This is a genomic window from Stenotrophomonas sp. 10L48, from assembly GCF_056395105.1.
Genome location: NZ_JBFTIX010000011.1, coordinates 91,206 through 117,329 on the forward strand (window position 1 = coordinate 91,206; position 26,124 = coordinate 117,329).

Genomic DNA, 26,124 nt, shown 5'->3' on the forward strand with positions numbered 1-26,124 from the left:
CGATCCATGCCGGGTGGCGGCTGGACCGGCGAGGCCCCGGCCGGCGGTTGCCGGCCAGGGTCAGGTACAGCGTCAGGCGCGGGCGACCTGGTCCAGCAACCACTGGCTCAGCAGGCCGACCGGCCGGCCGGTGGCCATGCCACGCTTGCCTTCATCGCTGGCCACGCCGGCGATGTCCAGATGGGCCCAGCGCTGGCCTTCGGCGAAGCGCGACAGGAAGCAGCCGGCGGTGATGGCACCGGCCCAGCGGCCGCCGATGTTGTAGACGTCGGCGAAGCTGGAATCCAGCATCGGCTGGTACTCGTCCCACAGCGGCAGGCGCCAGGCGCGGTCGAAGACCTGCTCGCCAGCAGCCAGCAGCTCGTTGGCCAGGTCGTCGTGCTTGCTCATCAGGCCTGCGGTCTGGTGGCCGAGGGCGACCATGCAGGCACCGGTCAGGGTGGCCACATCGACCAGCGCCTGCGGCTCGAAGCGCTGCGCGTAGGTCAGTGCGTCGCACAGGATCAGGCGGCCTTCGGCGTCGGTGTTGCCCACTTCGATGGTCTTGCCCGACATCGAGGTGATGACGTCGGACGGACGGTAGGCATTGCCGTCGATGGCGTTTTCCACCGCCGGGACCACCACCACAAGATTCAACGGCAGCTTGGCCTTGACCGCGGCGACGAAGGTGCCGATGACGTTGGCGCCACCGCACATGTCGTACTTCATCTCTTCGATGCCGCCCTGGGTCTTCAGGTTGACGCCACCGGTATCGAAGGTGATGCCCTTGCCGACCAGCACGTAGGGCTTGGCGTCGCCGCCATTGCTCCACTTCAGCACGACCAGGCGCGGGCGGTTGGCCGAGCCACGGGCCACGGCCAGCAGCGAGCCCATGCCCAGCGCTTCCATCTGGGTCTCGTCGAGGATCTCGGCTTCGGCACCGTCATGCTCGCCGGCGAATTTCACGCCCACTTCAGCCAGATAGGCCGGGGTGCAGTAGTTCGGCGGCAGGTTGCCCAGCTCGCGGGCGAACTCGACACCGGCGGCGATGGCCTGGCCCTGGGCCAGGGCCTGCGCGTCATCACCGGCGATGGCCAGCTGGGCCAGGCCGGCATCGTCGGCCTTCTTCTTGCCCAGGGTGGCGGTGTAGCGGTAGGCCGCGTGGTCGGCGGCGATCACCGCCTGGCGGATCGCCCAGGCCGCGTCGCGGTCCTTCACTGCCACTTCGGACAGGGTAAACAGTGCGCTGCGGGCAGCGCCGGCCTTCAGCGCGCGCACGGCATCGCCGACCGCCTTCAGGTACTGCGGCACGCCGAATCGGGCGGCATCGCCGAGGCCGACCACCAGCACGCGTGGGGCGGTCACGCCCGGCAGGTCGTGCAGCAGGGTGGTGGCGCCGGTCTTGCCGGACAGGTCGCCGCGCTGGGCCAGGGCGGCCAGGCGGCCACCGCTTGCAGCATCCAGTGCCTGCGCGGACGCAGTCAGGGTATGGTCGGCATAGGCGCCGACGACGATGCAGTCAACGGCGGCCGAAGCCGCAGCGAGGTGGTTCAGGGTGAATTCGAGAGCCATTGAGCAGATTCCATTGGCAAGTCCGTACAATCGCGGACCGTTTACGCCCAGACGCTAGACTGGGCGGCACCGCGAACGAACCTGAGAGTTTAAACCACCGCCCCATGTTGAAGCTCGACCGCTATCTATTGGGCGATTTCGTCCAGAGTTTCCTGGCTACCCTGATCGTCCTGCTGGTGGTCAGCGTGGGCGGCGTGCTGGTGGACATCCTCGGCAACATCGCCGACGGGCGGCTGCCGGCCAAGCTGCTGTTCTCGCAGCTGGGCCTGCAGTTCATCGTCTACATGCCGCTGATCCTGCCGCTGGCGCTGATGCTGGGCCTGCTGCTGGCCATTGCCCGCCTCTACCGCGACTCGGAAATGGCGGTCATCACCGCCATCGGTGTCGGCCCCCGGCGCCTGCTCAAGCCCCTGCTGATGCTGGTGCTGCCGGTGATCGCGGTGGTCGGCGCCTGTTCGCTGTGGCTCGGCCCCTGGGCCGGGCGCACCGCCGAACAGATGGTGCAGGACGCCAACCGCAGCGTGCTGATGGCCGGCCTGGAGCCGGGCCGGTTCACCCCGCTGCCCAATGGCGGCGTGGTCTATGTCGCCTCGATCTCGCCCGATGGCAGCCAGCTGGGCCGGGTGTTCCTGCAGCGGCAGAAGGAGGATCGCCTTGAAGTGGTGTCCGCCGCCAGCGGCCGCATGTACTTCGAAGGCGCCCGCCAGCGTTTCCTCGAACTGGATGATGGCCACCAGCTGGAAGGGCCGGCGGCCGGCGCACTGGACTACCGCCTGGCGACCTTCGCCCGCAACGATGTGGCGCTGCCCGACGGCAGTGAGGCCCGCAAGAGTGATGACCCCGAACTGATGCCGACCACCGCGCTGTTCGGTGACAAGCGCCCCGAGGCCCAGGCACAGCTGCACCGTCGCCTGGCGCCGCCGCTGATCGCACTGGCCTTTGCCCTGCTGACCGTGCCGCTGGGACGCAGTTCGCCGCGCCAGCAGCGCTATGGGCGGATGATGCTGGCCCTGATGGCCTACATGGTCGGTACCAACCTGATGTTCATCGGCAGTGGCTGGATCGCCAATGGCCAGATTCCGCCGGCGCTTGGCCTGTGGTGGCTGACCCTGCCGCTGCTGGCACTGGCGATCTGGATGTACGCGCGTGACGGCCGCATGGCCCGCCCGAAGGGAGCCCGCGCATGATGCTGCGACCGATGCGTTTCGATCTGTACCTGGGCCGGGCAGTGCTGGGTACCGTGCTGCTGACCTGGGCGGTGCTGGTGGGCCTGGACGTGCTGATGGCCTTCTCCGGTGAGTTCAAGGACATCGGCAAGAACGGCTATTCGTTGGGCCATGCTGCCGCCTGGGTGCTGTACACCGTGCCGCGCCGGGCCTACACGATGTTCCCGACCGCGGCGGTGATCGGCGCGCTGATGGGCCTGGGCCAGTTGGCCGCGACCTCGGAGCTGACGGCGCTGCGCGCGCTGGGCCTGTCGCGCAAGCGCCTGAGCGTGTCGGTGGCGATCGCCCTGTCGCTGCTGACCGGGCTGATGGTGATCAGCGCCGAGACTCTGGGGCCGTGGGGCCAGAACCGCGCCGATTCGCTGAAGATGAGTGCCAAGTGGGGCACCGACATGGCGGTGGCGCGTTACTCCGGCCTGTGGGCGCGTGAAGGTGACACGTTCCTCAACGCACAGAGTGGCGAAGAACAGCTGGTCGGCGACAAGGGCACCCGGCTGATTCTGCGTGACGTGCGCCTGTACAAGATCGACGAAGAGGGTCGGATCGGTACGCTGACCCATGCGGCCACCGCCGAGCATGACAAGGATGGCTGGGTGTTGACCGGCGTGCGCCGTGACACCTTCGGCGAGCGCTCGGCAACGCGCCAGGAAGCGGCCCGTGAGCCGTGGAATTCCAAGCTGGATGCCGGCGCCCTGGCCACCGGCATCGCCAAGCCGCGCAACCTCAGCGTGTCCGAGCTGAGCACCAGCATCGCCTACCGCGAGCGCAACGGGCTGGATGCACGCGACTACGAGGATGTGTACTGGAGCCGCTGGTTCTATCCGTTGAATGTGCTGGCGCTGTGTCTGGCGGCGGTGCCGTTCGCGTTCGGTTCGCTGCGCAGTGGCGGCATGGGCAAGCGCTTGTTCCTGGGCATCCTGTTCGCGCTGGCGTTCTGGCTGCTGCAGCTGTTCTTCGGCCGCATGGCCGGTGCGCTCAAGTTCGACTACCGCATTGCCTATGCGCTGCCGCCGATCGTGATGCTGGCCGTGTCCGGGTTGTTGTTCCGGCGCAAATCGGGCTGATTCCGGTAGCGCCGGGCCACGCCCGGCGAAGGTGTGCGATATCCCGCGTCCGCCGGGCATGGCCCGGCGCTGCCAGGACAGGTCAGCGCTTCGGCATCCGCAGCAGCTGCGTGGCACTCGCGCGGTCGTGCCAGGTCAGCCGCTGGCGATCCACCAAGGCCCACCAGAAGCCCAATCCGCCCAGCAGCAACGACAGCGTGGCCACCGCGAAGCGCAGCCACAGCTGGCCGCGTCGCAACGGCGTGCCATCGCGTGATTCCAGCTTCAAGCGCCACGGGCGCATGCCCAGCGTCTGCCCACCGCGCCGCCAGCTGGCGGTGGCATACCACCCGGTCATGGCCCAGCACACCGCCCACAACAGCCATTGCCAGGCACTGAAAGGCGCGATGTTGTCGCGCTGCGCATGGCCGCTGAACGTATAGGCCAGGGTGAAGGCCGTGCCGGCCAGCATCCACAAGGCCAGCACCGGCAGCGCGTCATAGATCATCGCCAGCAGGCGCCACAGCAGCAGCGCGCGCGGGCGGGGCGTATCAGCGGCGACGTGGGCCGCATCGGTGGCGGGGCTCGACATGTGCCGAGCATACGCAATGCTGGCCGTGCCCGCAGTTGGCCTCGTATCCTGCGTGCATGGCCGTCACTTCCACTCCCACCGAACGTCGTCAGCTGGTCCAGCAACTCCCGGAGCTGCGCGGCGAGGACAGCCAGCGCATCCAGCGTTTCCTCGATGCGATCTGGGCCGAGCACGGTCTGGCCCGCGCCACCCTGGACAGCTATCGCCGCGACCTTGAAGGCCTGGCGCGCTGGTGTGACGGGCGCGACGGTGGTCTGGCCGGTGTTGAACGCGCCGGTCTGTTCGATTACCTGGCCTGGCGCACCCGCCACAACTGGTCGCCGCGCAGCAACGCGCGGTTGCTGTCGGCGCTGCGCGCGTTCTTTGCCGATGCCGTGCGGCGTGGCGAACGCAGCGAGGATCCCAGCGCGCTGCTGGACCCGCCGAAGCTGCCACGGCTGCTGCCCAAGGCACTGGCAGAGAGCCAGATCGACGCGCTGCTGGCGGCACCGGATATCGACAGTCCGCTCGGCCTGCGCGACCGCGCCATGCTGGAGCTGATGTACGCCGCCGGGCTGCGGGTGAGCGAGCTGGTGCTGTTGCCCGCCACGGCGGTGAACCTGCGCCAGGGCGTGCTGCGGGTGACCGGCAAGGGCAGCAAGGAACGCCTGGTGCCGCTGGGCGAGGAGTCGCAGTACTGGCTGGAACGCTACCTGCAGCAGTCGCGACCGCAGTTGGTGGGGAAGGGCAAGGTGCAGGCGCTGGCCGACGGGCAGACGCCGCTGTTCATCGAACCGGCGCTGCATGGCTTGACCCGCCAGGCGTTCTGGCACCTGGTCAAGCGCTATGCGGCGGTGGCCGGTATCGACCCGGCGCGGATCAGTCCGCATGGCCTGCGGCACAGTTTCGCCACCCACCTGCTGAACCGTGGCGCCGACCTGCGCGCGCTGCAGATGCTGCTGGGCCACAGCTCGCTGTCCACCACGCAGATCTACACGCTGGTCGCACGCGAACACCTGCAGAAACTGCACGCCCGCCATCATCCACGCGGCTGAGCCCGCGGCTGAACCCCTGCCGGGCCTGTGCGCGGCATCGCGGACCGCTCAGGATGGCTGTGTCAGAATCCGGGGTCTTCTTTCTGCTGCGGACTGCTCCATGCTCCGATTCGCCATCGCCGCCGTGTTCGGCGCGCTCAGCCTGAGTGCCTGCGCCCAGCCCGCCCCGCCCGCCGCAAAGGCCCCCGCTGCAGCGGCAGCCAAGGCCGGCCCTGCCGCCACGGCCAATGCTCCGGCCGAGCAGGCCGTGCGCAAGGCGCTGACCGAGCTCAACCCCGGCTTCCAGGTGGACTACATCGGTGCCGCGCCCTTCCCGGGCTTCCGTGAAGTGGTGGTCTCCGGCCAGCTGCTGTACGTCTCCGACGACGGCCGCTACCTGTTCCAGTCGCAGCCCTACGACACCCGCGCCAAGAGCCCGGCCAACAGCGAAGGCCTGCTGGGCTACCGTCGCGACCTGCTGGCCAAGGCCAACCATGGCGACCGCATCGTGTTCGCCGCGCCGAACGCGAAGTACACCATCAGCGTGTTCACCGACATCGAATGCGGCTACTGCCGCAAGCTGCACCAGGACATCGCCGAGCTCAACCGCAACGGCATCACCGTCGAATACCTGGCCTTCCCGCGCATGGGGCTGGGCAGCAAGGATTACACCGACATGATCTCGGTCTGGTGCGCGGCCGATCGCCGCCAGGCGCTGACCAATGCCAAGCGTGGTGGCACGGTGGCAGCGAAGAACTGCACCAACCCGGTGGCGATGCAGTACGCCCTGGGCCAGCAGTTGGGCGTGAATGGCACGCCGGCGATCTTCGCGCCCGATGGCACCCAGCTCGGCGGCTACCTGCCGCCGGCGCAGTTGCGTGCTGCGCTGGAGAAGCTGTCGGCCAAGCGCTGATTGAAACGCCGCCGGGCATGGCCCGGTGCTACCGTGGATGGGCGGGTAGCGCCGGGCCATGCCCGGCGGATGCATCAGACAGAAAGCCGGGGACGCAGTGCGCCCCCGGCTTTTTTTTTACTTCAACCCATCACTGACCGCCTTGGTCAGCGTGCCCTGCGCATCGTCGCCGCTGAACTCCCAGACGAACGCACCGCCCAGTCCCTGGGTCTTCACGTAGCCCATCTTGCGGGTGATGTTGGCCGGGGTATCGAAGCTCCACAACGTGCTGCCGTTGTAGATCCAGGTGGCACCGGCGGTGTTGTCGGTGTAGCTCGGCCACGCCAGGTTCTTCAGCACCTTCCAGTCTTCAATGCCAGCCTCGTAGGTACCCGGTGCCGCACCGGTGGCGCTCTGGTACAGGCCATTGTTGGCGTTGGTCACCCCGGTCCAGCCGCGCCCGTAGTAACCGATGCCCAGGTTGAGCTTGGCGGCGGGAACACCACGGCTGATGAAGGCCTCGATGGCGTCGTTGCTGTTGTACAGCTTCTGGTCGCCGGTGGACGGATCATTCGGCGAATCGAACAGCGCCGACTGGTGATTGGTCTTCGCATCCCACGCGCCGTGGAAGTCGTAGGTCATCACGTTGATGTAGTCCAGGTACGGGTGGTACGCGGCCGGATCGGTGACGCGGATCTTGTCGATGCCGGCGCCGACTGCCACCGTCAGCAGCAGGCCCGGGCGCACCGCATCGAGCTGGCGGCGGAATTCGGCCATCAGCGCGGTGAAGTTGGCGTTGTCCTCGGGCGTGCCGCAGGCGATACCGCAGGCCACCGGGTATTCCCAGTCGATGTCGATGCCATCGAACACCCCCAACGCCGCACCGGGGCCACCGGCACCGTCGGTCACCGGCAGGTTGCCCTTGATGTAGGCGTCGATGCACGAAGCGACGAAGGCCTGGCGGTTGGCCGGTTGCGCCGCGCTGGAGAAGCCGCGCGACCAGGTCCAGCCACCCAGCGAGATCAGCACCTTCATGCCCGGGTACTTGGCCTTGAGCTGCTTGAGCTGGTTCCAGTTGCCGCGCAGCGGCTGGTCCCAGGTATCGGCGCTGCCGCTCACGCTTTCGCCGGCACCGAAGGCCTTGGTGTAGTCGGCGAAGGCATCGCCGCCGGCTCCGCTGTTCGGATCCGACGGCTGGGTGACGCCCACTTCGCAGCGGTTGTTGCGCACGTTGCCGAAGGCGTAATTGATGTGGGTCAGGCGCGCGGCCGAACCGCTGCTGTCGATGTTCTTGACCCGGTAGTTGCGGCCGTAGATGCCCCACTGGGTGAAGTAACCGATGACCCGCTTGCCGGTGGTGCCACCGTCGCCGGCCAGGGTGCTGGCGGTCACTGCCGTGCCCTGTGCCGACGCATTGCCGGCGTTGTCGCGGGCACGCACGCGGTAGCTGTAGCTGGTCGATGCAGTCAGGCCGCCATCGACATAGCTGGCGCTGGACGGCGAGCCGACCAGGCTGCCATTGCGGTACACGTCGTAGCCAGCCAGGCCGCTGCCGCCGGTGTTGTCGGTGGACGGGCTCCAGCTCAGGGCGATGCTGTTGGCGGTGCGGGTACCCACGGCCAGGCCACCGGGCACGCTGGGCGCGGTGGTATCGCCACTGGCTGCGTTGACGGTGATGGTGATGGTCGCGGTGCTGGCGGTGGCATTGTTGTTGTCGGTGGCGACCGCGCGCAGGGTGTGGCTGCCGGCGCTGGCGTTGGCCCAGCTGGCGCTGTACGGCGCGCTGGTGTCGATGCCCAGCGAACTGCCATCGCGGAAGAACTCGACCTTGCTGACGCTGCCGTCCGCATCACTGGCGTTGGCGGTCACGTTGACCGTGCTGCCGGCGCTGAAGGTGGCGCCGTTGGCCGGCGAGGTCAGGCTGACCACCGGCGGCTGGTTGGCCCCGCCGCCGTCGCAGGCGCCGAGGTTGGTGTAGTAGGGCGCCCCGGCCGGATGGTCCGGCGGCGCATTCCAGATGTCCTGGTTCGCCCGGTAGAGGACCCCTCCTTTCTGCAGGGTGTCGCCACTGCGGTAGATCTTGGCCTGGTCCCATTCGGCCACGCCGGCACAACTGGCGGCCTGGGCCAGGCCGGGCAGGGTGACCGCCCCGGCCAGGGCCAGCAGCCAGGCCAGACGGCGCGGGCGACAGCGATGAAGGGAAGGGTGGGCACTGCGTACATCGGCACTCTGCACAAGCGGGTCGTACATGGTGTGTCTCCGATCGATGGTTGGCGCGCGGGCCAAGACGGCGCCGCACGTAACGCAGGGTCCGGACGTCACCCGGGAAGGCGACGGAGGGGGCGGACGGAGGTACCTGGTGGGCCGGGGAGAGAGTCCGGCGCCAGGTGGGGACAACGTTGTCATCAATTGCGTGGTCAATCCGTGAGCGAGTGCATGGTTCGGGGATTTGGCGGAGAGCGGCGCTGGCGCGGGGTCGGCGGCCAGCGGCGGAGCCCCCTCGTGGCTGGGGCTTGCCGCGAACAGCGTATTTCTGGGGGTGGGCCGGGCGGGTGGGCTCAGGCGGGGACGCCGTGAACCCGTCCATGGGGGCTTGGCCGCGGCATCCATGCCGCGGACACCCCGCCTGACCCCACCCGCCCGGCCACGGACAGGTTCCTGTGCGGTCAGCCACGGAAGACAGAACAGAAAATCAAAAGCAGAAGCCGGTCGCTGCGCTCTTCAATGCCTGATTTCTGATGTTCCCTGGTTGCCGGCCAGTGGCCGGCATTACCGCAGAGCATCCACGCATGGCGTGGATCTACCGCAGATCGCGGAAATCTGTCGAAGGCGGGGTGGGTCCGGTTGCGGGGGCGTGAGCCGCATGGATGCGGCGACCGAGCCTCCATGGACGGATTCACGGCGTCCCCTGCAACCGGACCCACCCTGCCATCCCACGGAATGCCAGCTTCTGCTGTTGCTTCGGCTGTTGCTGTTGAGGTTGCCGGCCAGCGGCCGGCACTACCGCTTCGGCGGGTGCCGGGCGCCGCCCGGCCGAAGCCTATCCCCGCTTCCGGTACAATGTCGGGCCCGTTTCCCAACTACGGTTCCCCGGACATGATGGTCCTCGAGGGCGCGCCCGCCCTGTCGCCGTTCCGCCGCGAACGTCTTGAATCCCGCCTGCAGTCCATCGCTCCCTCCCTGCGCATCAGCGGTGCCTGGCACGTCTACTTCGTGCAGGCCGAGGGCACTGCCGCCCCCGACGTCGATACCCTGTGCCGCATCCTGGAAGCCCGCCCGCAGTCCGAGGCGGTTGCTGACGGTGCGGTCAGCCGCATCGTGGTGCCGCGCCTGGGCACGCTGTCGCCGTGGTCGAGCAAGGCCAGCGAGCTGGTCCGCGGTGCCGGCCAGCCGGTGAGCCGGGTCGAGCGTGGCCTGCGCATCGACGTGCAGGGCTGGCCGACCGAGGCTGCCGCCCAGCAGGCGCTGGTCAAGGTGCTGCACGACCCGATGACGCAGTCGGTGCTGGAGCGCGTCGATCAGGGCCACTCCCTGTTCTCGACCCCGGCCCGTGGCGAGCTGGAGCGCGTGCCGGTGGACCAGCTGGAGGCCGCCAACCAGCGCCTCGGCCTGGCCATGGCGCAGGACGAGATCGACTACCTGCGCGAGCGCTTCACCGCGCTGGGCCGGTCGCCGTCGGACGTGGAACTGATGATGTTCGCGCAGGCCAATTCCGAGCACTGCCGGCACAAGATCTTCAACGCCAGCTGGACCATCGACGGCCAGGAGCAGGACCGCTCGCTGTTCCGGATGATCAAGAACACCCACCAGCAGACCCCGCAGCACACGCTCAGCGCGTACAGCGACAACGCGGCGGTGATCGAAGGCCATCCGGCCTCGCGCTATCGCCCGGACCCGGCCAGCGGCGAGTATCGCCGCGAACCGCAGGTGCCCAGCGCGTTCCAGATCAAGGTGGAAACGCACAATCACCCGACCGCGATCGCGCCGTTCCCGGGCGCGTCGACCGGCGCTGGTGGTGAAATCCGCGACGAAGGTGCGACCGGTCGTGGCGGCAAGCCGAAGGCCGGCCTGAGCGGATTCTCGGTCTCGCACCTGCGCATTCCCGAGCTGCCGCAGCCGTGGGAAGCGCCGCGTGCGCTGAACCCGCGCATGGCCCCGGCGCTGGAGATCATGACCGACGGCCCGCTCGGCGGCGCCGCGTTCAACAACGAATTCGGCCGCCCGGCGCTGCTCGGCTACTTCCGCAGTTTCGAACTGCCGGAAGGCGCCGACCTCGTGCGCGCCTACGACAAGCCGATCATGCTGGCCGGTGGCCTCGGCGCCATCGATCGCGTGCAGGTCGACAAGATCCTGCTGCAGGACGGCGATGCCGTGATCGTGCTCGGCGGCCCGGCGATGCTGATCGGCCTCGGCGGCGGTGCCGCCAGTTCGGTCGCTTCCGGTGAGAGCGCCGAGGACCTGGACTTCGCCAGCGTGCAGCGCGACAACCCGGAAATGGAGCGTCGCTGCCAGGAGGTCATCGATCGCTGCGTGGCGATGGGCGCTGACAATCCGATCAAGTTCTTCCATGACGTCGGTGCCGGTGGCCTGTCCAACGCCATTCCCGAACTGCTGCACGATTCCGGCGTGGGCGGCATCATCGACCTGGGCAAGGTGCCCACCGACGATCCGTCGCTGTCGCCGATGCAGCTGTGGTGCAACGAGTCGCAGGAGCGCTACGTGCTCGGCGTGGCGCAGGAGCGCCTGGCTGAATTCGCCGCGCTGTGCGCGCGCGAGCGCTGCCCGTTCGCTGCGGTCGGTGTCGCCACCGCAGCCGAACACCTGGTGGTGGCCTATGGTGCCGTGCCGGGCAACATCCCGGCCGATGCGCCCATCGATTTGCCGATGGACGTGCTGTTCGGCAAGCCGCCGAAGATGCACCGCGATACCGCGCACCCGCCGGCACCGCGCTGGCCGGCATTGAAGACCGGTGGCCTGGATCTGCAGGAAGCCGGGCTGCGCGTGCTCGCACACCCGACCGTGGCTTCCAAGAACTTCCTGGTCACCATCGGCGACCGCAGCGTGGGCGGCCTGACCGCGCGCGAGCAGATGGTCGGCCCGTGGCAGCTGCCGGTGGCCGACGTGGCGATCACCCTGGCCGATTTCGACGGCGTGGCCGGCGAGGCGATGGCACTGGGCGAACGCACGCCGCTGGCGCTGCTGGACGCGGCGGCCTCGGCCCGCATGGCCGTTGGCGAAGCACTGACCAACCTGTGCGCGGCCCCGGTCGATGCGCTGGATGAAGTCAAGTTGTCGGCGAACTGGATGGCCGCTGCCGGCCACCCGGGCGAAGACGCGCTGCTGTACGACGCGGTGAAGGCGGTGGGCATGGAACTGTGCCCGCAGCTGGACATCAGCATCCCGGTGGGCAAGGACTCGCTGTCGATGCAGGCGCAGTGGCACGACCAGGGGCAGGCGCACAAGAGCGTGTCGCCGGTGTCGCTGGTCATCACCGCGTTCGCGCCGGTGTCCGATGCGCGCCAGCAGTTGACCCCGCTGCTGGACCGCGATATCGACAGCGAGCTGTGGTTGATTGGCCTCGGTGCCGGCAAGCAGCGCCTGGGCGGTTCGATCCTGGCCCAGGTGCATGCCGACCACGGCGACCTGCCGGCCTTCGCCGGTGCCGCCCCGGACCTGGACGACCCGCAGCGCCTGCGTGGCTTCTTCGAGCTGATCCGCGATGCACGCCAGGCCGGCCTGCTGCGCGCGTACCACGACCGCAGCGACGGTGGTGCGTTCGCCGCGCTGTGCGAAATGGCCTTCACCTCGCGCCTGGGCCTGGACATCACCCTCGATGCCTGGGGCGATGACCCGTTCCGCAGCCTGTTCAATGAAGAGCTGGGCGCCGTTGTGCAGATCGCCCGCGAAGACCGCGCCGCGTTCGCCGACCTGGTCGAGCGCCATGCGCTGACCGAGTGCGCACAGCGCATCGCCAAGCCGACCACTGCGCCGGTGGTGCGGGTGTCGCTGGGTGGTGATTCGCTGGCCGAATGGCGCTGGGAAGCGCTGTTCGATGCTTGGTGGTCGGTCACCCACGCGATGCAGAAGCGCCGCGACAATCCGGCCAACGCCGATGCCGAGCGCGAGATCGCCCGCGCCTTTACCGCGCCGGGCCTGAAGCCGAAGTTGAGCTTCGATCCCAATGAGGATGTTGCCGCACCGTTCGTGCAGACCGGGGCGCGTCCGCGCGTTGCGATCCTGCGCGAACAGGGCGTCAACGGCCAGATCGAAATGGCCAACGCCTTCGAACGTGCCGGCTTCCGCGCGTTCGACGTGCACATGAGCGACCTCATCGAAGGCCGCGTGGCGCTGCAGGACTTCACCGGCCTGGTTGCCTGCGGTGGCTTCAGCTACGGCGATGTGCTCGGTGCCGGCCGCGGCTGGGCGACCTCGATCCTCGAGCGTACCGCGCTGCGTGATGCCTTCGCCGCGTTCTTCGCGCGCGAGGACAGCTTCGCCCTGGGCGTGTGCAACGGCTGCCAGATGATGAGCCAGCTGAAGGACATCATCCCCGGTGCCGAACACTGGCCGCAGTTCCGCCGCAACGCCAGCGAGCAGTTCGAAGCCCGCACCGCGCTGCTGGAAGTGGTGGAGTCGCCGTCGATCCTGCTGCGTGGCATGGCCGGGTCGCGCCTGCCGGTGGCGGTGGCACATGGCGAAGGCCAGGCGGTGTTCGACAACGCCGTCGACCAGGCCACAGCCCGTGTCGCACTGCGCTACATCGATGGCAACGGCAACGTCGCCAGCCAGTACCCGCTGAACCCGAACGGCTCGCCCGACGGCATCACCGGCCTGACCAGCACCGACGGCCGGGTGACCATCATGATGCCGCACCCGGAGCGCACCCCGCGCGCGCTCAACCTGAGCTGGGCCCCGTCCGAGTGGCAGGGCGATTCACCGTGGATGCGCATGTTCCGCAACGCACGGGTGTGGTGCGGTTGATCGCACGCGCATTGCGCAGCTGACGATGCCATCGCGTATGGAGAACCCGCCGGGAAACCGGCGGGTTTTTCTTTGTCCATACGGAAACTCCTGAACTGGCCATCAGTTACATGCGTTTTCATAAGTGAGGATTTCCTCACGCGCGCCTAACAAAATGCGTACATAAACAAGTGAAACAGTGAACTGCTTCACGGCAATGGGTTTTGCTGCGTCAAACTCTTGACGATCCGCAAAGATGCCGTTAACACTTGACCCCCGTTTCAAATCTGTTCATCCCGCAGTAACCGCACGGCGCATGCGCTCGGTTTTCTGTCCCTGCGCGCCGTTCGGCAATACCCGCAGTAAATCACGCGAATAAACGCCCCCAGGGGACGTTGGGCCACGAAGGCTCGGCGGTGGCGTTGCTTTGCCCAAAACCAGTCCAATCAGGAGCCGTACCGATGAATCGGATTTATCGCAAGGTCTGGAACAAAGCATTGGGTCAGTTGGTGGTGGCCTCGGAACTGGCCTCTTCCAGCTCATCAGGCGGGGTCGTCGACCAGCGCCGCGGTGCGACCGATGCCGCGCCGGCACGACTGGCTGCAGCGCTGGCCTTGGCAATGGGACTGGGCATGACCGGCATCGCTGCGGCGCAGTCGGTCGAGATTGGGGGCAGCGCGAACTGCGTGGTGCTCAACAGCAAGGTGCTGGACAAGTGCGTGGTCGATGGCAGTGCCAGCGCCAAGGGCAGCAACGCGGTGGCGATTGGTGCGGGTACCAGCGCCACCGGCGCCAACAGCGTGGCGCTGGGCGCCGGTTCCAAGGCAACGCGCGCCAACACCGTTTCTGTCGGTGATGCCGGCAAGGAACGGCAGGTGACCAATGTCGCCGCCGGTACCGCCGCCACCGATGCGGTGAACAAGGCACAGCTGGATGCACAGGCGCGCGCCACGCAGGCCGCGCTTGCGCAGGCGGCCGCCGAGGGCAGCCGCTATTTCAAGGCCGATGGCGCTGGTGATGACAGCGACGCGGCAAAGATCGAAGGCCAGGGCGCCATCGCGGTCGGTAGTGGCAGCCAGTCGCTGGCCAACGCCACCACCGCGGTCGGCACCCAGGCGATTGCCGCAGGACTTGGTGCCAGTGCTTTCGGCCAGAACGCGCTCGCCTTGGGTGATGCCAGCGTAGTGGTCGGGCAGAGTGCGGCCGCCTTCGGCCTTGGCGATACGGCGGTAGGTGCAAGTGCCGTGGCCGCCAGCGAGAACGGTGCAGCCACCGCGTTGGGTGCACTGTCCGAAGCCAGCGCCGATGGCGCTACCGCGGTCGGCGCGGGCGCCGTGGCGATGGGCCCCGGCAGCACCTCGCTGGGCCGTGGTGCGACCGCCGCCAACGAAGCGTCGATTGCCGTCGGTGCGTTCAGCACGGCGGTGGGCGAATACAGCACCGCGCTGGGTTCCAATTCGGCGGCCGTGGCTACCGGCAGCGTGGCGCTGGGCGCCGGCTCGCTGGCCGACCGCGTCGATACCGTGTCGGTGGGTGCGGTCGACTACGGCCTGACCCGGCAGATCACCAGTGTTGCCGCCGGTACCGAAGATACCGATGCGGTCAACGTCGCTCAGTTGAACGACGTGGCAGCGGTAGCCGATACCACCGCCAAGCGATTCCAGGCCACCGGCAGCAGCAACAGCGATGCCGGTGCGTTGGCCGAGGGAGATGACGCGCTCGCCGCTGGCGAAGCTGCCAATGCGATCGGCAACGGTACGACCGCCGTCGGTGCAGGTGCGACCGCCGTCGCGCAGAACGCCACTGCGGTCGGCAACAACGCGCTTGCATCTGGCCAGAACAGCGCGGCCTTCGGCAACAACGCGCAGGCAGTCGGCCCGGGCAGCGTCGCCGTCGGCGGTGCTGCGGTGGATGCCGATGGCAATCCGCTGATCACCAGTGGTGGCGTGCCGGTAGAGACCGGCGCCACCAGTGCCGGGGTCGGTGGTACCGCCGTCGGCGCCAGCGCCGATGCCGGTGGTTTCGCAGCGTCGGCGTATGGTGTGGGAGCCTACGCGGCAGGCGCACAGTCGTCGGCGTTCGGTGCTGTCTCCAATGCCATCGGCGACTACTCCACGGCCGTCGGTACGCAGAGCAACGCTACCGGCACCAGCAGCGTGGCCATCGGTGGCCCGGCCGATCTGATCCCGGGCCTGGGCTTCTTCGTGCAGACCCAGGCCAGTGGCGAAGCGGCCACGGCCGTCGGCGCCGGTGCCATCGCCAGCGGCGACCAGGCCGTGGCCAATGGCAGCCTGACCGAGGCCTCCGGTGCCGAGTCGGTCGCAGTGGGCTACTTCGCCTATGCACCGGGCGAGAACGCCAGTGCGCTGGGCGCGCAGACCTGGGCCAGTGGCACGCAGAGCACCGCCGTCGGCTACTACGCCACTGCGCGTGGTGCCAACAGCGTTGCACTGGGCGCCAATTCCGAAGCGGTGCGCGCCAACAGCGTGGCCGTGGGCAGTGCCGGCAACGAGCGGCAGATCACCAGCGTGGCTGCTGGCAGCGAAGCCACCGATGCAGTGAACAAGGCCCAGCTGGACGCCGTGGCCAGCACCGCCGACACCACCGCGCGCTTCTTCCAGGCGCAGCCGGAAAGCGGCAGCGATGCTGGCGCCTATGCAGAGGGCGAGGGTGCGGTAGCGGCGGGTTCGGCCAGCAACGCCATCGGTGCCGGCGCGCTGGCACAGGGCGCAGGCGCTGCGGCCATCGGCGCCGACAGCGTGGCACTGGGTCGCAATACCTTCGCCGACGGTGACGGTGCGGTAGCCGTGGGTGGCCTCGGCCAGGCCTACGACGAATACAACCAGCCGCTGCTGGATGAGCAGGGCAACCCGGTGCAGATCGGCACCACCGCCTCGGCCGGTTCCACCGCCGTCGGCAATGCCGCGCAGGCGACCGGTGCCAGCAGCAGCGCCTTCGGCAATGCGGCACAGGCCACCGGCGACAACAGCTTCGCGGCAGGCGGCAAGTCGCGCGCCACCGGCAGCTATGCCGTCGCCGTCGGCGACAGCGCCTTCGCCAAGGCCGATGACAGCACCGCCGTGGGTGGCTACAGCACTGCCAGCGAGGAAGGCGCCACTGCCTTCGGTGCCGGCGCGTGGGCCACCGGTCGCAATGCCTCGGCGTTTGGTCCGGCGGCATGGGCCAGCGCCAATGGTGCCACCTCCATCGGCTACAACAGCTGGGCCAACGGCACCAGTTCCACCGCCGTCGGCCGCGGCGCCTTCAGCTACGGCGACAACAGTGTTGCGCTGGGCTTCCAGGCGCTGGGCAACAGCATCAACAGCATCGCCATCGGCACCAACACGGTGGCCGGCGGTGAAAGTGCGATCGCCCTGGGCGCGGGCAGCACGGCCAGTGGCAACAACGCGGTTGCACTGGGTGCCGGTTCGGTGGCCAGCCGCGACCGCAGCGTGTCGGTGGGCAGCGTCGGCAACGAGCGGCAGATCACCAGTGTGGCGGCCGGTACCCAGGCCACCGATGCGGTGAACAAGTCGCAGCTCGACGCGGTTGCAGCCAGTGCCGCGACCACCAGCAAGTACTTCCAGGCCAGCGGCAGTGCCGACAGCGACGCCGGTGCCTACGTGGAAGGTGACAACGCGCTGGCCGCGGGTGAATCGGCCAACGCCATCGGCAACGGCGCAACCGCCCTCGGCAGTGGCGCCAATGCACTGGCCGGCAACGCACAGGCCATCGGCTTCAATGCCCTGGCCAGCGCGGCCAATGCCAGCGCCATCGGTGCCAACGCGCAGGCGACCGGCGAATACGCCACTGCTCATGGTGCCGAGAGCGAAGCCAGCGGCGAACAGAGTGCGGCCTTCGGCGCGGCCGCGGTGGCCAGCGGCGCTGGCAGCACCGCCAGCGGCGTGCTGTCCGAAGCCAGCGGCGAAGAAGCCGTGGCGGTAGGCTACTTCAGCAACGCCAGCGGTGAGGCCGCCACTGCGGTCGGCAGTGAAAGCGTGGCCAGTGGCACCGCTTCGGCAGCATTCGGCATTGGTGCCGAAGCGACCGGTGGCTACAGCACCGCCATCGGCGGTTACGCCAACGCCTCGGCATTCAACGCCACTGCCTTCGGCAACTTTGCCAACGCCTCCGGTTCCAACAGCGTCGCGCTTGGTGGCGATTCGGAAGCGTCCGGTGCCTACAGCACCGCCACCGGCCAGGGCAGCCTGGCTACCGGCACCAATGCCGTGGCCGTCGGTGGATCGTTGTTCGGCCTGCTGGCGACCGAAGCATCCGGCGACTATTCCACCGCGGTCGGTGGCGGCGCCTATGCGCCGGGCATCAACAGCACCGCGCTGGGCAATGCGGCTGAATCGCGCGGTGCCAACAGCGTGGCGCTGGGTGCCGATTCGATTGCCGACCGCGACAACACCGTGTCGGTCGGTGGCGGCGGCAACACCCGCCAGATCACCAACGTGGCCGCCGGTACCCAGGGTACCGATGCGGTGAACAAGGACCAGCTGGACGCGGTGGCCGCCGAAGGCGCGAAGACCAGCAAGTACTTCCAGGCCAGCGGCAGCGCCGACAGCGATGCCGGTGCCTACGTGGAAGGTGACAGCGCGCTGGCTGCCGGTGAGGCCGCCAATGCGATCGGCACCGGCGCCACCGCACTCGGCAGTGGTGCAACAGCGGTAGCGGCAAACGCCACGGCGGTGGGCTTCAACAGCTTGGCCAGCGGCGGCAATGCGGCTGCGGTGGGCAACAACGCACAGGCGACGGGCGAAGACAGTGCGGCGCTCGGCAGCGGCGCGGTGGCCAGCGAAACCAGCACCACCGCGACCGGTGCAGGCGCGCAGGCGACGGCGGTGTACAGCACGGCCAACGGTGCCGAGGCGGTCGCCAGCGGTGCGCAGTCGCTGGCCAGTGGCTTCCGTTCGGCAGCCTCTGCAGACGGCACCACCGCAGTCGGCGGCTACAGCGAAGCCAGCGGTCGCCTCGGCTCGGCGCTGGGCTATGGCACCGTGGCCAGTGGTGCCAACAGCACCGCTGCCGGCGTGTTCGCTGCGGCGTCGGGCGCCAGCTCGGTGGCGATGGGTGATTCCAGCGAAGCCAGCGGCGATGAGAGCGTGGCCATTGGTGGCAGCACCTTCTTCGGCCTGGTGCCATCACGTGCCAGTGGCTACGGCGCAGCGGCGTTCGGTGCCGGTGCCTGGGCCACCGACGACTACGCCACTGCAATCGGCTGGAATTCGTGGGCCGATGGCGCCGAGTCGACGGCGCTGGGCGCCAGCGCTACCGCCAACGGTGCCAACAGCGTCGCCCTGGGCGCAGGCTCCAAGGCCGACCGTGACAACACGGTGGCCGTCGGCAGTGCCGGCAGCGAACGCCAGGTGACCCATGTGGCGGCCGGCACCGAAGGCACCGATGCGGTCAACAAGAACCAGCTCGATGCTGTCGCCGCTACGGCGGACAAGACCAGCAAGTACTTCCAGGCCAGCGGCAGCGCCGACAGCGATGCCGGTGCCTATGTGGAAGGCGACAACGCACTGGCTGCCGGTGAAGCGGCCAATGCGATCGGCAATGGCGCCACCGCGCTCGGCAGTGGTGCCACGGCCGTGGCCGCCAACGCGACCGCCGTGGGCTTCAACACGCTGGCCACGGGCAGCAATGCGGCTGCGGTAGGCAGCAACGCGCAGGCCACCGGTGAAGACAGTGCCGCACTCGGCAACGGCGCGGTAGCCAGTGGCATCAGCGCCACCGCTACCGGCACCGCTGCACAGGCCAGCGGCGTCTACAGCACCGCCAACGGTGCGGAGGCCGTCGCCAGCGGTGCGCAGTCGCTGGCCAGTGGTTTCCGCAGTGCCGCTTCGGCCGATGGCACCACCGCCATCGGTGGCTACAGCGAAGCCAGCGGCCGCCTCGGCACCGCGCTGGGCTACGGTTCGGCAGCGACCGGTGCCAACACCACGGCTGTCGGCTTCGGAGCGGCGGCAGCAGGCAGCGGCGCCGTCGCCGTCGGTCAGTCCAGCGAAGCCAGTGGCGCAGAGAGTGTCGCCATCGGCGGCAGCACCTTCTTCGGCCTGATCCCGTCGCGTGCCAGCGGTACCGGTGCGGCGGCCTTCGGTGCCGGTGCCTGGGCGACCGATGACTACGCCACCGCGATCGGCTGGAATGCATGGGCCGATGCGGCTGACAGCACCGCCCTGGGTGCCAGCGCGACCGCCAACGGTGTCAACAGTGTCGCCCTTGGTGCGGGCTCGAAGGCCGACCGTGACAACACGGTGGCCGTCGGCAGCGCGGGCGGTGAACGCCAGGTCACCCATGTTGCCGCCGGCACCGAGACCACCGATGCAGTGAACAAGGGCCAGCTGGATGCCGTGGCCAGTGTCGCCGACAAGACCAGCAAGCACTTCCAGGCCAGCGGCAGTGCCGACAGCGATGCCGGTGCCTACGTCGAAGGTGACAATGCGCTGGCGGCCGGTGAAGCGGCCAATGCGATCGGCAATGGCGCCAGTGCGCTCGGCAGTGGTGCCACCGCGGTCGCGGCCAACGCCACCGCCGTCGGCTTCAATGCGCTGGCCAGTGGTGAAGACGGTGTGGCGATCGGCAGCAGCGCCAGCAGCACGGCCGGTGGCGCGATTTCCATCGGCGTGGAAAGCAGCAGCGCAGGCCCGGCCAGTGTGGCCCTCGGTGCTCAGTCCCAGGCGCAGGGCATCGGTGCGGTCGCCGTCGGCGGCATCGCCCAGGCCAACGGGCTGGCCGCAACCGCGGTCGGTTATGGCGCAACCGCTGATGGTCGCGAAGCCACCGCCGTCGGCAACTTCGCGTCGGCCAACGGCTGGCAGTCCACCTCCTACGGTGCCGGTGCCACGTCCGCCTTCTTCGGCACCGCGCTGGGCAGTGGCGCGCAGGCCGCCGAAGTGTCCACAGCCGTGGGCCAGGGCACCGTCGCGCAGATCGCCGGTGCTGGTTTCGGCGTGCAGGCGCGCGCCGGCCAGTTCGGTACCGCACTGGGCAACAATGCCACCACCGGGCTCAATGGCGTGGCGGTCGGCTTCAACGCGCTGGCCGGACAGGACGCCAACAGCGTTGGCACGGGCCAGCACACCACCGCGATCGGCAGCGAGGCATGGGCCACCGAGGACGGTGCCACCGTGGTCGGCTACAACAGCTATGCGCAGGCCACCAATGCCACCGTGCTGGGCAGCAATACCTGGACCACCAAGGACGCCGACAACAGCGTGGCGCTCGGTGCAGGTTCGCTGGCCGACCGTGCCAATGCGGTATCGGTGGGTGCGGCGCAGGAGTGGGTCGATGCTGCCGGGGTCAGCCACAGCGCGATCAACCGCCAGGTGACCAACGTGGCCGCCGGTACCCAGGCCAACGATGCGGTGAACAAGGGCCAGCTGGATGCGGTGGCCTCCACCGCCGACGCCACCAGCAGGCACTTCCGTGCCAACGGCAGCGGCACCGCCACTGCCAGCGGTACCAACGCAGTGGCGGTGGGCTCCAGTGCCACTGCCAGTGGCAACCGCAGCAATGCACTGGGCAGCAACGCCAGCGCCGTCGGCAACGCATCACTGGCCGTAGGCGCCAATGCCGCCGTCACCGGCAGCAACTCAGTGGCACTCGGTGCCGGCGCGCGTGCGGTGGATGCAAACGTAGTGTCGGTCGGTGGCGGCAACGGCACTGATGGTCCTGCTACGCGCCGCATCGTCAACGTTGCCGATGGCCGCATCGCCGCCGGCAGCAGCGACGCCGTGACCGGTTCACAGCTCAACGTCACCAACCAGCGCGTGGGTGCGGTGGAAACCCGGGTCGGTGATTTCGACTCGCGCATCGCCACTGTTGAAACCAGCGCGGCCAGCTCGGTCGGCTACGACGATGCCAGCCGCGACCGCCTGACCCTGGCCGGTATCCAGGGCACCACCATCGACAACGTCGGCGCCGGCAGCATCGCCTCCGGCAGCCGCCAGGCGATCAACGGTGGGCAGCTGTTCCAGTCGCTCAGCGATGCCGCCAGCTTCCTCGGCGGCGGTGCCAGCGTCGGCATGCAGGGCGTGTTCGTCGCGCCGAACTATGTGATCCAGGGGTCCACCTACAGCAACGTCGGCGACGCGCTGGGCGCACTGGACCGCAAGGTCAGCGAGATCGATCGTCGCACCGCCAGCGGCACGCGTTCCGGCGCGGCCAGCCTGCGTTCGATGGCCGCCCCGCTGGACGCAGACGCGTCCAACGTGGCCACGGCGTCGGCTGCCACCGACGCGAGCCTGGCGGATGGCGGATCGGCAACGGCCCGTGTGCAGGGCACGCCGACCGCTGCCAGCGCAGGCAGTGCTCAGCCGGCACTGGTCGCAGGCGGTGGCGTCAACGCCGTCGCGATGGGCGATGGCGCAGTCGCCAGCGGTGCATCGTCCACCGCTGTCGGCCAGGGCGCGAGTGCAACGGCGGCCAATGCGGTGGCGCTGGGCCAGGGCTCGGTTGCCGATCGCGCCAACACCGTCTCGGTCGGCAGTGAGGGCAACGAACGCCAGGTCACCAACGTGGCGGCCGGTACCACCGCAACCGATGCGGTCAACAAGGGCCAGCTGGATCGTGGCATCACCACCGCCAACAGCTACACCGACAGCCGCGTGCAGGCAGTCACCGACAGCTTCGATGTGTTCAAGGGCGAAGTTGATGGACGCCTGCGCCACATGGATCGCCGCATCGACCGCCAGGGCGCGATGAGCGCAGCGATGCTCAACATGGCCACCAGTGCCGCCGGCATCCGCACCCAGAACCGGGTCGGCGTCGGCATCGGTTTCCAGGGCGGCGAGTCGGCCATGTCGCTGGGCTACCAGCGTGCGATCAGCGATCGCGCCACGGTCACCGTCGGTGGTGCCTTCAGCAGTGATGACAGCTCGGTCGGCGTGGGTGCCGGCTTCGGCTGGTAAGTGCGCAACAACGTGCCGGTGGACAACCCATCGGCACGTCGAGCAGTGAGCGCCAAAGGGGCGTGGCATGGCAACCCTGGTGGGCCAGCCAGGGCAGTCGCAGGGAGTGATGGCCGTAGTGAGCTCCGTCCGTGCAACGGACGGAGAAGGAAAGCTCAACCATGACCTTGAAGAGGATTTCGAACGTGACCAAGAAGCAGACCCTTCGCATCAATGTGCTGGCTGCCGCCGTGTTGTCGCTGACTGTCGGCGTCGGTGCGGCGCATGCGGCCAAGCCGGGCGTGGCCAAGGAACCGGCGCGCGTGGCCAGCACTGCCCAGCAGAGCGTGGACGGCATCATCGTGAAGTACCGCAACGGCACCGCGGCCGCCAGCGATCGTTCGACCAAGCTCTCGGTCGTGCAGTCGGCACTGTCGCGTGCCATCGTCAGCAGCGGCACCACCAGCCGTGCTGCGGCACTTTCCCCGCTGGTGGAGCGCAAGCTCGGTACCGGTGGCGACCTGATCCGCCTGAAGTCCCGGCTGGGCTCGGCCGACATGCAGAAGGTACTGGCTGAACTGAATGCCGATCCGTCGGTGCAGTACGCGGTGGCCAACGTGCGCCTGCAGCGCTCGGACCTGCGTGCCACCAATGCGCAGCCGGCACTGGTGCCCAACGATCCCAACTACGCGCAGTACCAGTGGAACTTCTTCAACGCCACCGGTGGTGTGAATGCACCGGCCGCGTGGGATCTCTCGCAGGGCGAGGGCATCGTGGTCGCCGTGCTCGATACCGGCATCCTGCCGGGCGTGCCGGATTTCGGCAGCAACCTGCTGGAAGGCTACGATTTCATCAGTGACAAGGAATCCTCGCGCCGCCCGAACGATGGCCGCGCACCGGGTGCCACCGACTACGGCGACTGGGTGGAAACGGCCAACGAGTGCTACACCGGTTCCGAACCGGAAGGCAGTTCCTGGCACGGCACGCACGTGGCCGGCACCATTGCCGAGGTGACCAACAACGGCAGTGCCCTGGCAGGCCTGGCCTACAAGGCCAAGGTGTTGCCGGTGCGCGTGCTGGGCAAGTGCGGCGGCACCCTGGCCGACATCAGCGACGCCATCACCTGGGCGTCGGGCGGCACCGTGCCGGGCATTCCGGCCAACACCAATCCGGCGGAAATCATCAACATGAGCCTGGGTGGTGGTGGCGCCTGCGATGCCGCCTACCAGGACGCGATCAACGGCGCCGTGTCGCGCGGCACCCTGGTGGTGGTCGCGGCCGGCAACGAAACCGACAACGCGTCCAAGTACCGTCCGGCCAGCTGCAACAACGTGGTGGCGGTGGGTGCGACCCGTGTCACCGGTGGCATCACCTATTACTCCAACTACGGCACCGCGGTAGACCTGTCGGCCCCGGGCGGTGGCGGCAGTGTCGACGGCAACCCGAACGGCTACATCTGGCAGGTCGGTTCCAGTTCGGAAACCACCCCGGACGCCGGTGAGTGGGTGCTGATGGGCAAGGGCGGTACCTCGATGTCCTCGCCGCACGTTGCCGCGGTGGCTGCCATGGTGCAGAGCGCGCTGATCGCCAAGGGCAAGGAGCCGCTGGCCCCGGCCGCGCTGGAAACCCTGCTCAAGCAGTCGGCGCGCAAGTTCCCGGTGACCATCCCGGCGGCCACCCCGATCGGTACCGGCATCCTCGATGCCAAGGCCGCACTGGATGCTGCGCTGAAGGAGCCGTGCACCGAGAACTGCGAGCCGGAAGGCATTCCGCTGACCAACAAGGTGACCGTGGGCGGGCTGGCCGGTGCGGCCGCCAGCGAAACCGTCTATACCTTCGAAGCGGCCGCCGGCAAGACGCTGAGCGTGCTGACCTACGGCGGCAGCGGCAACGTGTCGGTGTACCTGGCGCAGGGCCGCGTGCCCACCGCGACCGACAACGATGCCAAGTCGACCCGCCCGGGCAATACCGAAACCGTGCGCGTGGCCAAGCCGGTGGCCGGTACCTACTACATCAAGGTGGTGGGTGAGGCCGCTTACAGCGGGGTGAGCATCCTGGCGACCCAGTAATAACCGACTGTCGTAAATGAATAAGCGGGGCCCGTCACCTGTGTGACGGGCCTCGTCTTTTTACGAAAGAAGAACCGGAGAGGGTGGAAACCACGGCTTAACTGCTAAAGTCGGGACGATCGACAGGAGAGTCACGTGAACGCGCTCGCTGCCACCGCCATCGACGACACTGAAGGCCGCATCCTCGATGCGCTGCTGGCACGTGGTCGGCTCAAGGAAGGAGATCTGGCACGTGCGCGGCCGCTGCATGCCGAGTCCGGTGGCAGCCTGCTTGGGCTGCTGGTACGGCTTGGGCTGGTGTCCGAACGTGACCAGGCGCAGGCCAGCGCCGATGTGCTGGGCCTGCCGCTGCTGGAAGGACGGCAGCTGCCTGAATCGCCACCGCAGGCGCTGGCCGAAGGCCTGCCGCTGTCGCTGCGCTTCCTCAAGCAATTCCACGTGTGCCCGCTGGCGCTGGATGAACACGGCGTGCAGCTGTGGTTGGCCGACGCCCACGATCCTTACCCGCAGCAGGCCGTGCAATTGGCACTGGGTGTACCGGTCACGCCGCTGCTGGGCATGCGCGCGGAGATCGATGATCTGGTCGAGCGCTGGTTCGGCCAGGGCCGCAGTGCGATGGGCGCGATCGTGGAAACCGCCGATGGCGAGGGCGGCGCAGTGGACGATATCGAGCACCTGCGCGATCTCGCTTCCGAAGCGCCGGTGATCCGCCTGGTCAACCTGGTGATCCAGCGCGCGGTCGAACTGCGCGCGTCGGACATCCACGTAGAGCCGTTCGAAAATCGGCTGAAGGTGCGTTACCGCGTCGATGGCGTGCTGGTCGAAGGCGAGAGCCCGCCGGCCAACCTGACCGCGGCGGTGATCAGCCGCATCAAGATCATGGCCCGTCTCAACATCGCCGAGCGCCGCCTGCCGCAGGATGGCCGCATCATGCTGCGCGTGCAGGGCAAGGAACTGGACCTGCGTGTCAGCACGGTGCCCACCGCGCACGGCGAAAGCGTGGTGATGCGCCTGCTTGATCGCGAGACGGTGGTGTTCGACTTCCATCGGCTGGGCTTCACCGATGCCTTCCTGCCGCAGTTCCGCAAGGTGCTTGAACAGCCGCACGGCATCCTGCTGGTGACCGGCCCCACCGGGTCGGGCAAGACCACCACGCTGTACACCGCGCTGAGCCAGCTCAACACCGCCGACGTCAAGATCATCACCGTTGAAGATCCGGTCGAGTACCAGATCGAAGGCATCAACCAGATCCAGGCCAAGCCACAGATCGGGCTGGATTTCGCCAATGCGCTGCGCAGCATCGTGCGCCAGGATCCGGACATCATCATGATCGGCGAAATGCGCGACCTGGAAACCGCGCGCATCGCGATCCAGTCAGCGTTGACCGGCCACCTGGTGCTGTCCACGCTGCACACCAACAATGCCGCAGGCGGCATCACCCGCCTGCTCGACATGGGCGTGGAAGATTATCTGCTCACCTCCACCATCAACGGCATCCTGGCCCAGCGCCTGGTGCGCCGGCTGGAGCCGACCCACGCCGAACGCTACGAAGCCTCGCCGGAAGAGATCGAACGCTTCGACCTGCGCCGCCTGCAACCGGATGGAACGATCTACCTTTATCGCCCGAAGCCTTCGGCGCTGGCGCCGACCGGCTACCTGGGGCGCACCACCATCATGGAATTCCTGGTGATGAACGACGCGCTGCGCCGTGCGGTGATGCGTCGCGATGGCATGGGCGAGATCGAGCGCATCGCCCGCGAAGCCGGCATGCGCACCATGTACGAGGATGGCCTGAGCAAGGCCCTGAGCGGGCAGACGACCCTCGAGGAAGTCCTGCGCGTGACCGAGGAAGGCTGATGCGCGTGCAGGGACGACGCTGAC

At 68.4% G+C, this 26,124-nt stretch carries 11 protein-coding genes; 8 read left to right on the forward strand and 3 right to left on the reverse strand.

Annotation, left to right across the window (positions count from 1 at the left end):
• Window positions 1-72 precede the first annotated feature (72 nt).
• Window positions 73-1,551, reverse strand: coding sequence for a leucyl aminopeptidase (locus AC1DCU_RS17435; protein WP_059065965.1), 1,479 nt, complete (start codon window positions 1,549-1,551; stop codon window positions 73-75).
• Window positions 1,552-1,655: 104 nt separating this feature from the next.
• On the opposite strand from AC1DCU_RS17435, the gene lptF reads away from it, so the two are divergent.
• Window positions 1,656-2,738 carry an LPS export ABC transporter permease LptF gene (lptF, locus tag AC1DCU_RS17440; protein ID WP_032977254.1) on the forward strand — a complete coding sequence of 361 codons (1,083 nt, stop codon included), beginning with the start codon at window positions 1,656-1,658 and terminating at the stop codon, window positions 2,736-2,738.
• Complete coding sequence (lptG, locus tag AC1DCU_RS17445) at window positions 2,735-3,841, forward strand: LPS export ABC transporter permease LptG (protein WP_025879356.1); 1,107 nt, start codon at window positions 2,735-2,737, stop codon at window positions 3,839-3,841. Before lptF ends, lptG begins: the two co-directional genes overlap by 4 nt.
• Before the next feature lie 82 nt (window positions 3,842-3,923).
• Here the strand turns inward: lptG and AC1DCU_RS17450 are convergent, their stop codons facing one another.
• Window positions 3,924-4,412, reverse strand: coding sequence for an RDD family protein (locus tag AC1DCU_RS17450; RefSeq protein ID WP_025879355.1), 489 nt, complete (start codon window positions 4,410-4,412; stop codon window positions 3,924-3,926).
• A 56-nt stretch (window positions 4,413-4,468) separates the two neighbouring features.
• Here AC1DCU_RS17450 and xerD point away from each other — a divergent pair, with 56 nt between their 5' ends.
• Both xerD and AC1DCU_RS17460 read left to right on the forward strand, forming a co-directional pair.
• Entirely contained in the window at window positions 4,469-5,446 is a 978-nt protein-coding gene (gene xerD / locus AC1DCU_RS17455; protein WP_442252316.1) for a site-specific tyrosine recombinase XerD, read from the forward strand.
• A 100-nt stretch (window positions 5,447-5,546) separates the two neighbouring features.
• Complete coding sequence (locus AC1DCU_RS17460) at window positions 5,547-6,338, forward strand: thioredoxin fold domain-containing protein (protein ID WP_032977259.1); 792 nt, start codon at window positions 5,547-5,549, stop codon at window positions 6,336-6,338.
• A 117-nt stretch (window positions 6,339-6,455) separates the two neighbouring features.
• Here AC1DCU_RS17460 and AC1DCU_RS17465 read toward each other — a convergent pair whose 3' ends face one another.
• Window positions 6,456-8,567: a glycosyl hydrolase family 18 protein gene (locus tag AC1DCU_RS17465; protein WP_478013629.1), complete on the reverse strand. Its 2,112-nt coding sequence runs from the start codon at window positions 8,565-8,567 to the stop codon at window positions 6,456-6,458.
• Between the two features lie 846 nt (window positions 8,568-9,413).
• Between AC1DCU_RS17465 and purL the strand changes: the two genes are divergently transcribed.
• The 4 genes from purL to gspE all read left to right on the forward strand — a co-directional run bounded on the left by purL (window position 9,414) and on the right by gspE (window position 26,100).
• On the forward strand, window positions 9,414-13,298 hold the full coding sequence (gene purL, locus AC1DCU_RS17470; RefSeq protein ID WP_442252077.1) for a phosphoribosylformylglycinamidine synthase: 3,885 nt from the start codon (window positions 9,414-9,416) through the stop codon (window positions 13,296-13,298).
• Between the two features lie 440 nt (window positions 13,299-13,738).
• The gene (locus AC1DCU_RS17475) at window positions 13,739-22,195 is read left to right on the forward strand and encodes an ESPR-type extended signal peptide-containing protein (RefSeq protein WP_478013628.1); all 8,457 of its coding nucleotides are present in this window, start codon (window positions 13,739-13,741) and stop codon (window positions 22,193-22,195) included.
• 161 nt (window positions 22,196-22,356) lie between these two features.
• The gene (locus AC1DCU_RS17480; protein WP_032977158.1) at window positions 22,357-24,243 is read left to right on the forward strand and encodes a S8 family peptidase; all 1,887 of its coding nucleotides are present in this window, start codon (window positions 22,357-22,359) and stop codon (window positions 24,241-24,243) included.
• A gap of 135 nt (window positions 24,244-24,378) precedes the next feature.
• On the forward strand, window positions 24,379-26,100 hold the full coding sequence (gspE, locus tag AC1DCU_RS17485; protein WP_025876711.1) for a type II secretion system ATPase GspE: 1,722 nt from the start codon (window positions 24,379-24,381) through the stop codon (window positions 26,098-26,100).
• Window positions 26,101-26,124 lie beyond the last annotated feature (24 nt).

What these genes read in the sequence shown, in the direction of transcription:
- xerD (WP_442252316.1), top strand. Translation starts at nt 4,469, where the DNA reads ATGGCCGTCACTTCCACTCCCACCGAACGTCGTCAGCTGGTCCAGCAA.
- AC1DCU_RS17465 (WP_478013629.1), bottom strand. Translation starts at nt 8,567, where the DNA reads ATGTACGACCCGCTTGTGCAGAGTGCCGATGTACGCAGTGCCCACCCT.
- lptF (WP_032977254.1), top strand. Translation starts at nt 1,656, where the DNA reads ATGTTGAAGCTCGACCGCTATCTATTGGGCGATTTCGTCCAGAGTTTC.
- purL (WP_442252077.1), top strand. Translation starts at nt 9,414, where the DNA reads ATGATGGTCCTCGAGGGCGCGCCCGCCCTGTCGCCGTTCCGCCGCGAA.
- AC1DCU_RS17475 (WP_478013628.1), top strand. Translation starts at nt 13,739, where the DNA reads ATGAATCGGATTTATCGCAAGGTCTGGAACAAAGCATTGGGTCAGTTG.
- AC1DCU_RS17435 (WP_059065965.1), bottom strand. Translation starts at nt 1,551, where the DNA reads ATGGCTCTCGAATTCACCCTGAACCACCTCGCTGCGGCTTCGGCCGCC.
- AC1DCU_RS17460 (WP_032977259.1), top strand. Translation starts at nt 5,547, where the DNA reads ATGCTCCGATTCGCCATCGCCGCCGTGTTCGGCGCGCTCAGCCTGAGT.
- AC1DCU_RS17450 (WP_025879355.1), bottom strand. Translation starts at nt 4,412, where the DNA reads ATGTCGAGCCCCGCCACCGATGCGGCCCACGTCGCCGCTGATACGCCC.
- lptG (WP_025879356.1), top strand. Translation starts at nt 2,735, where the DNA reads ATGATGCTGCGACCGATGCGTTTCGATCTGTACCTGGGCCGGGCAGTG.
- AC1DCU_RS17480 (WP_032977158.1), top strand. Translation starts at nt 22,357, where the DNA reads ATGACCTTGAAGAGGATTTCGAACGTGACCAAGAAGCAGACCCTTCGC.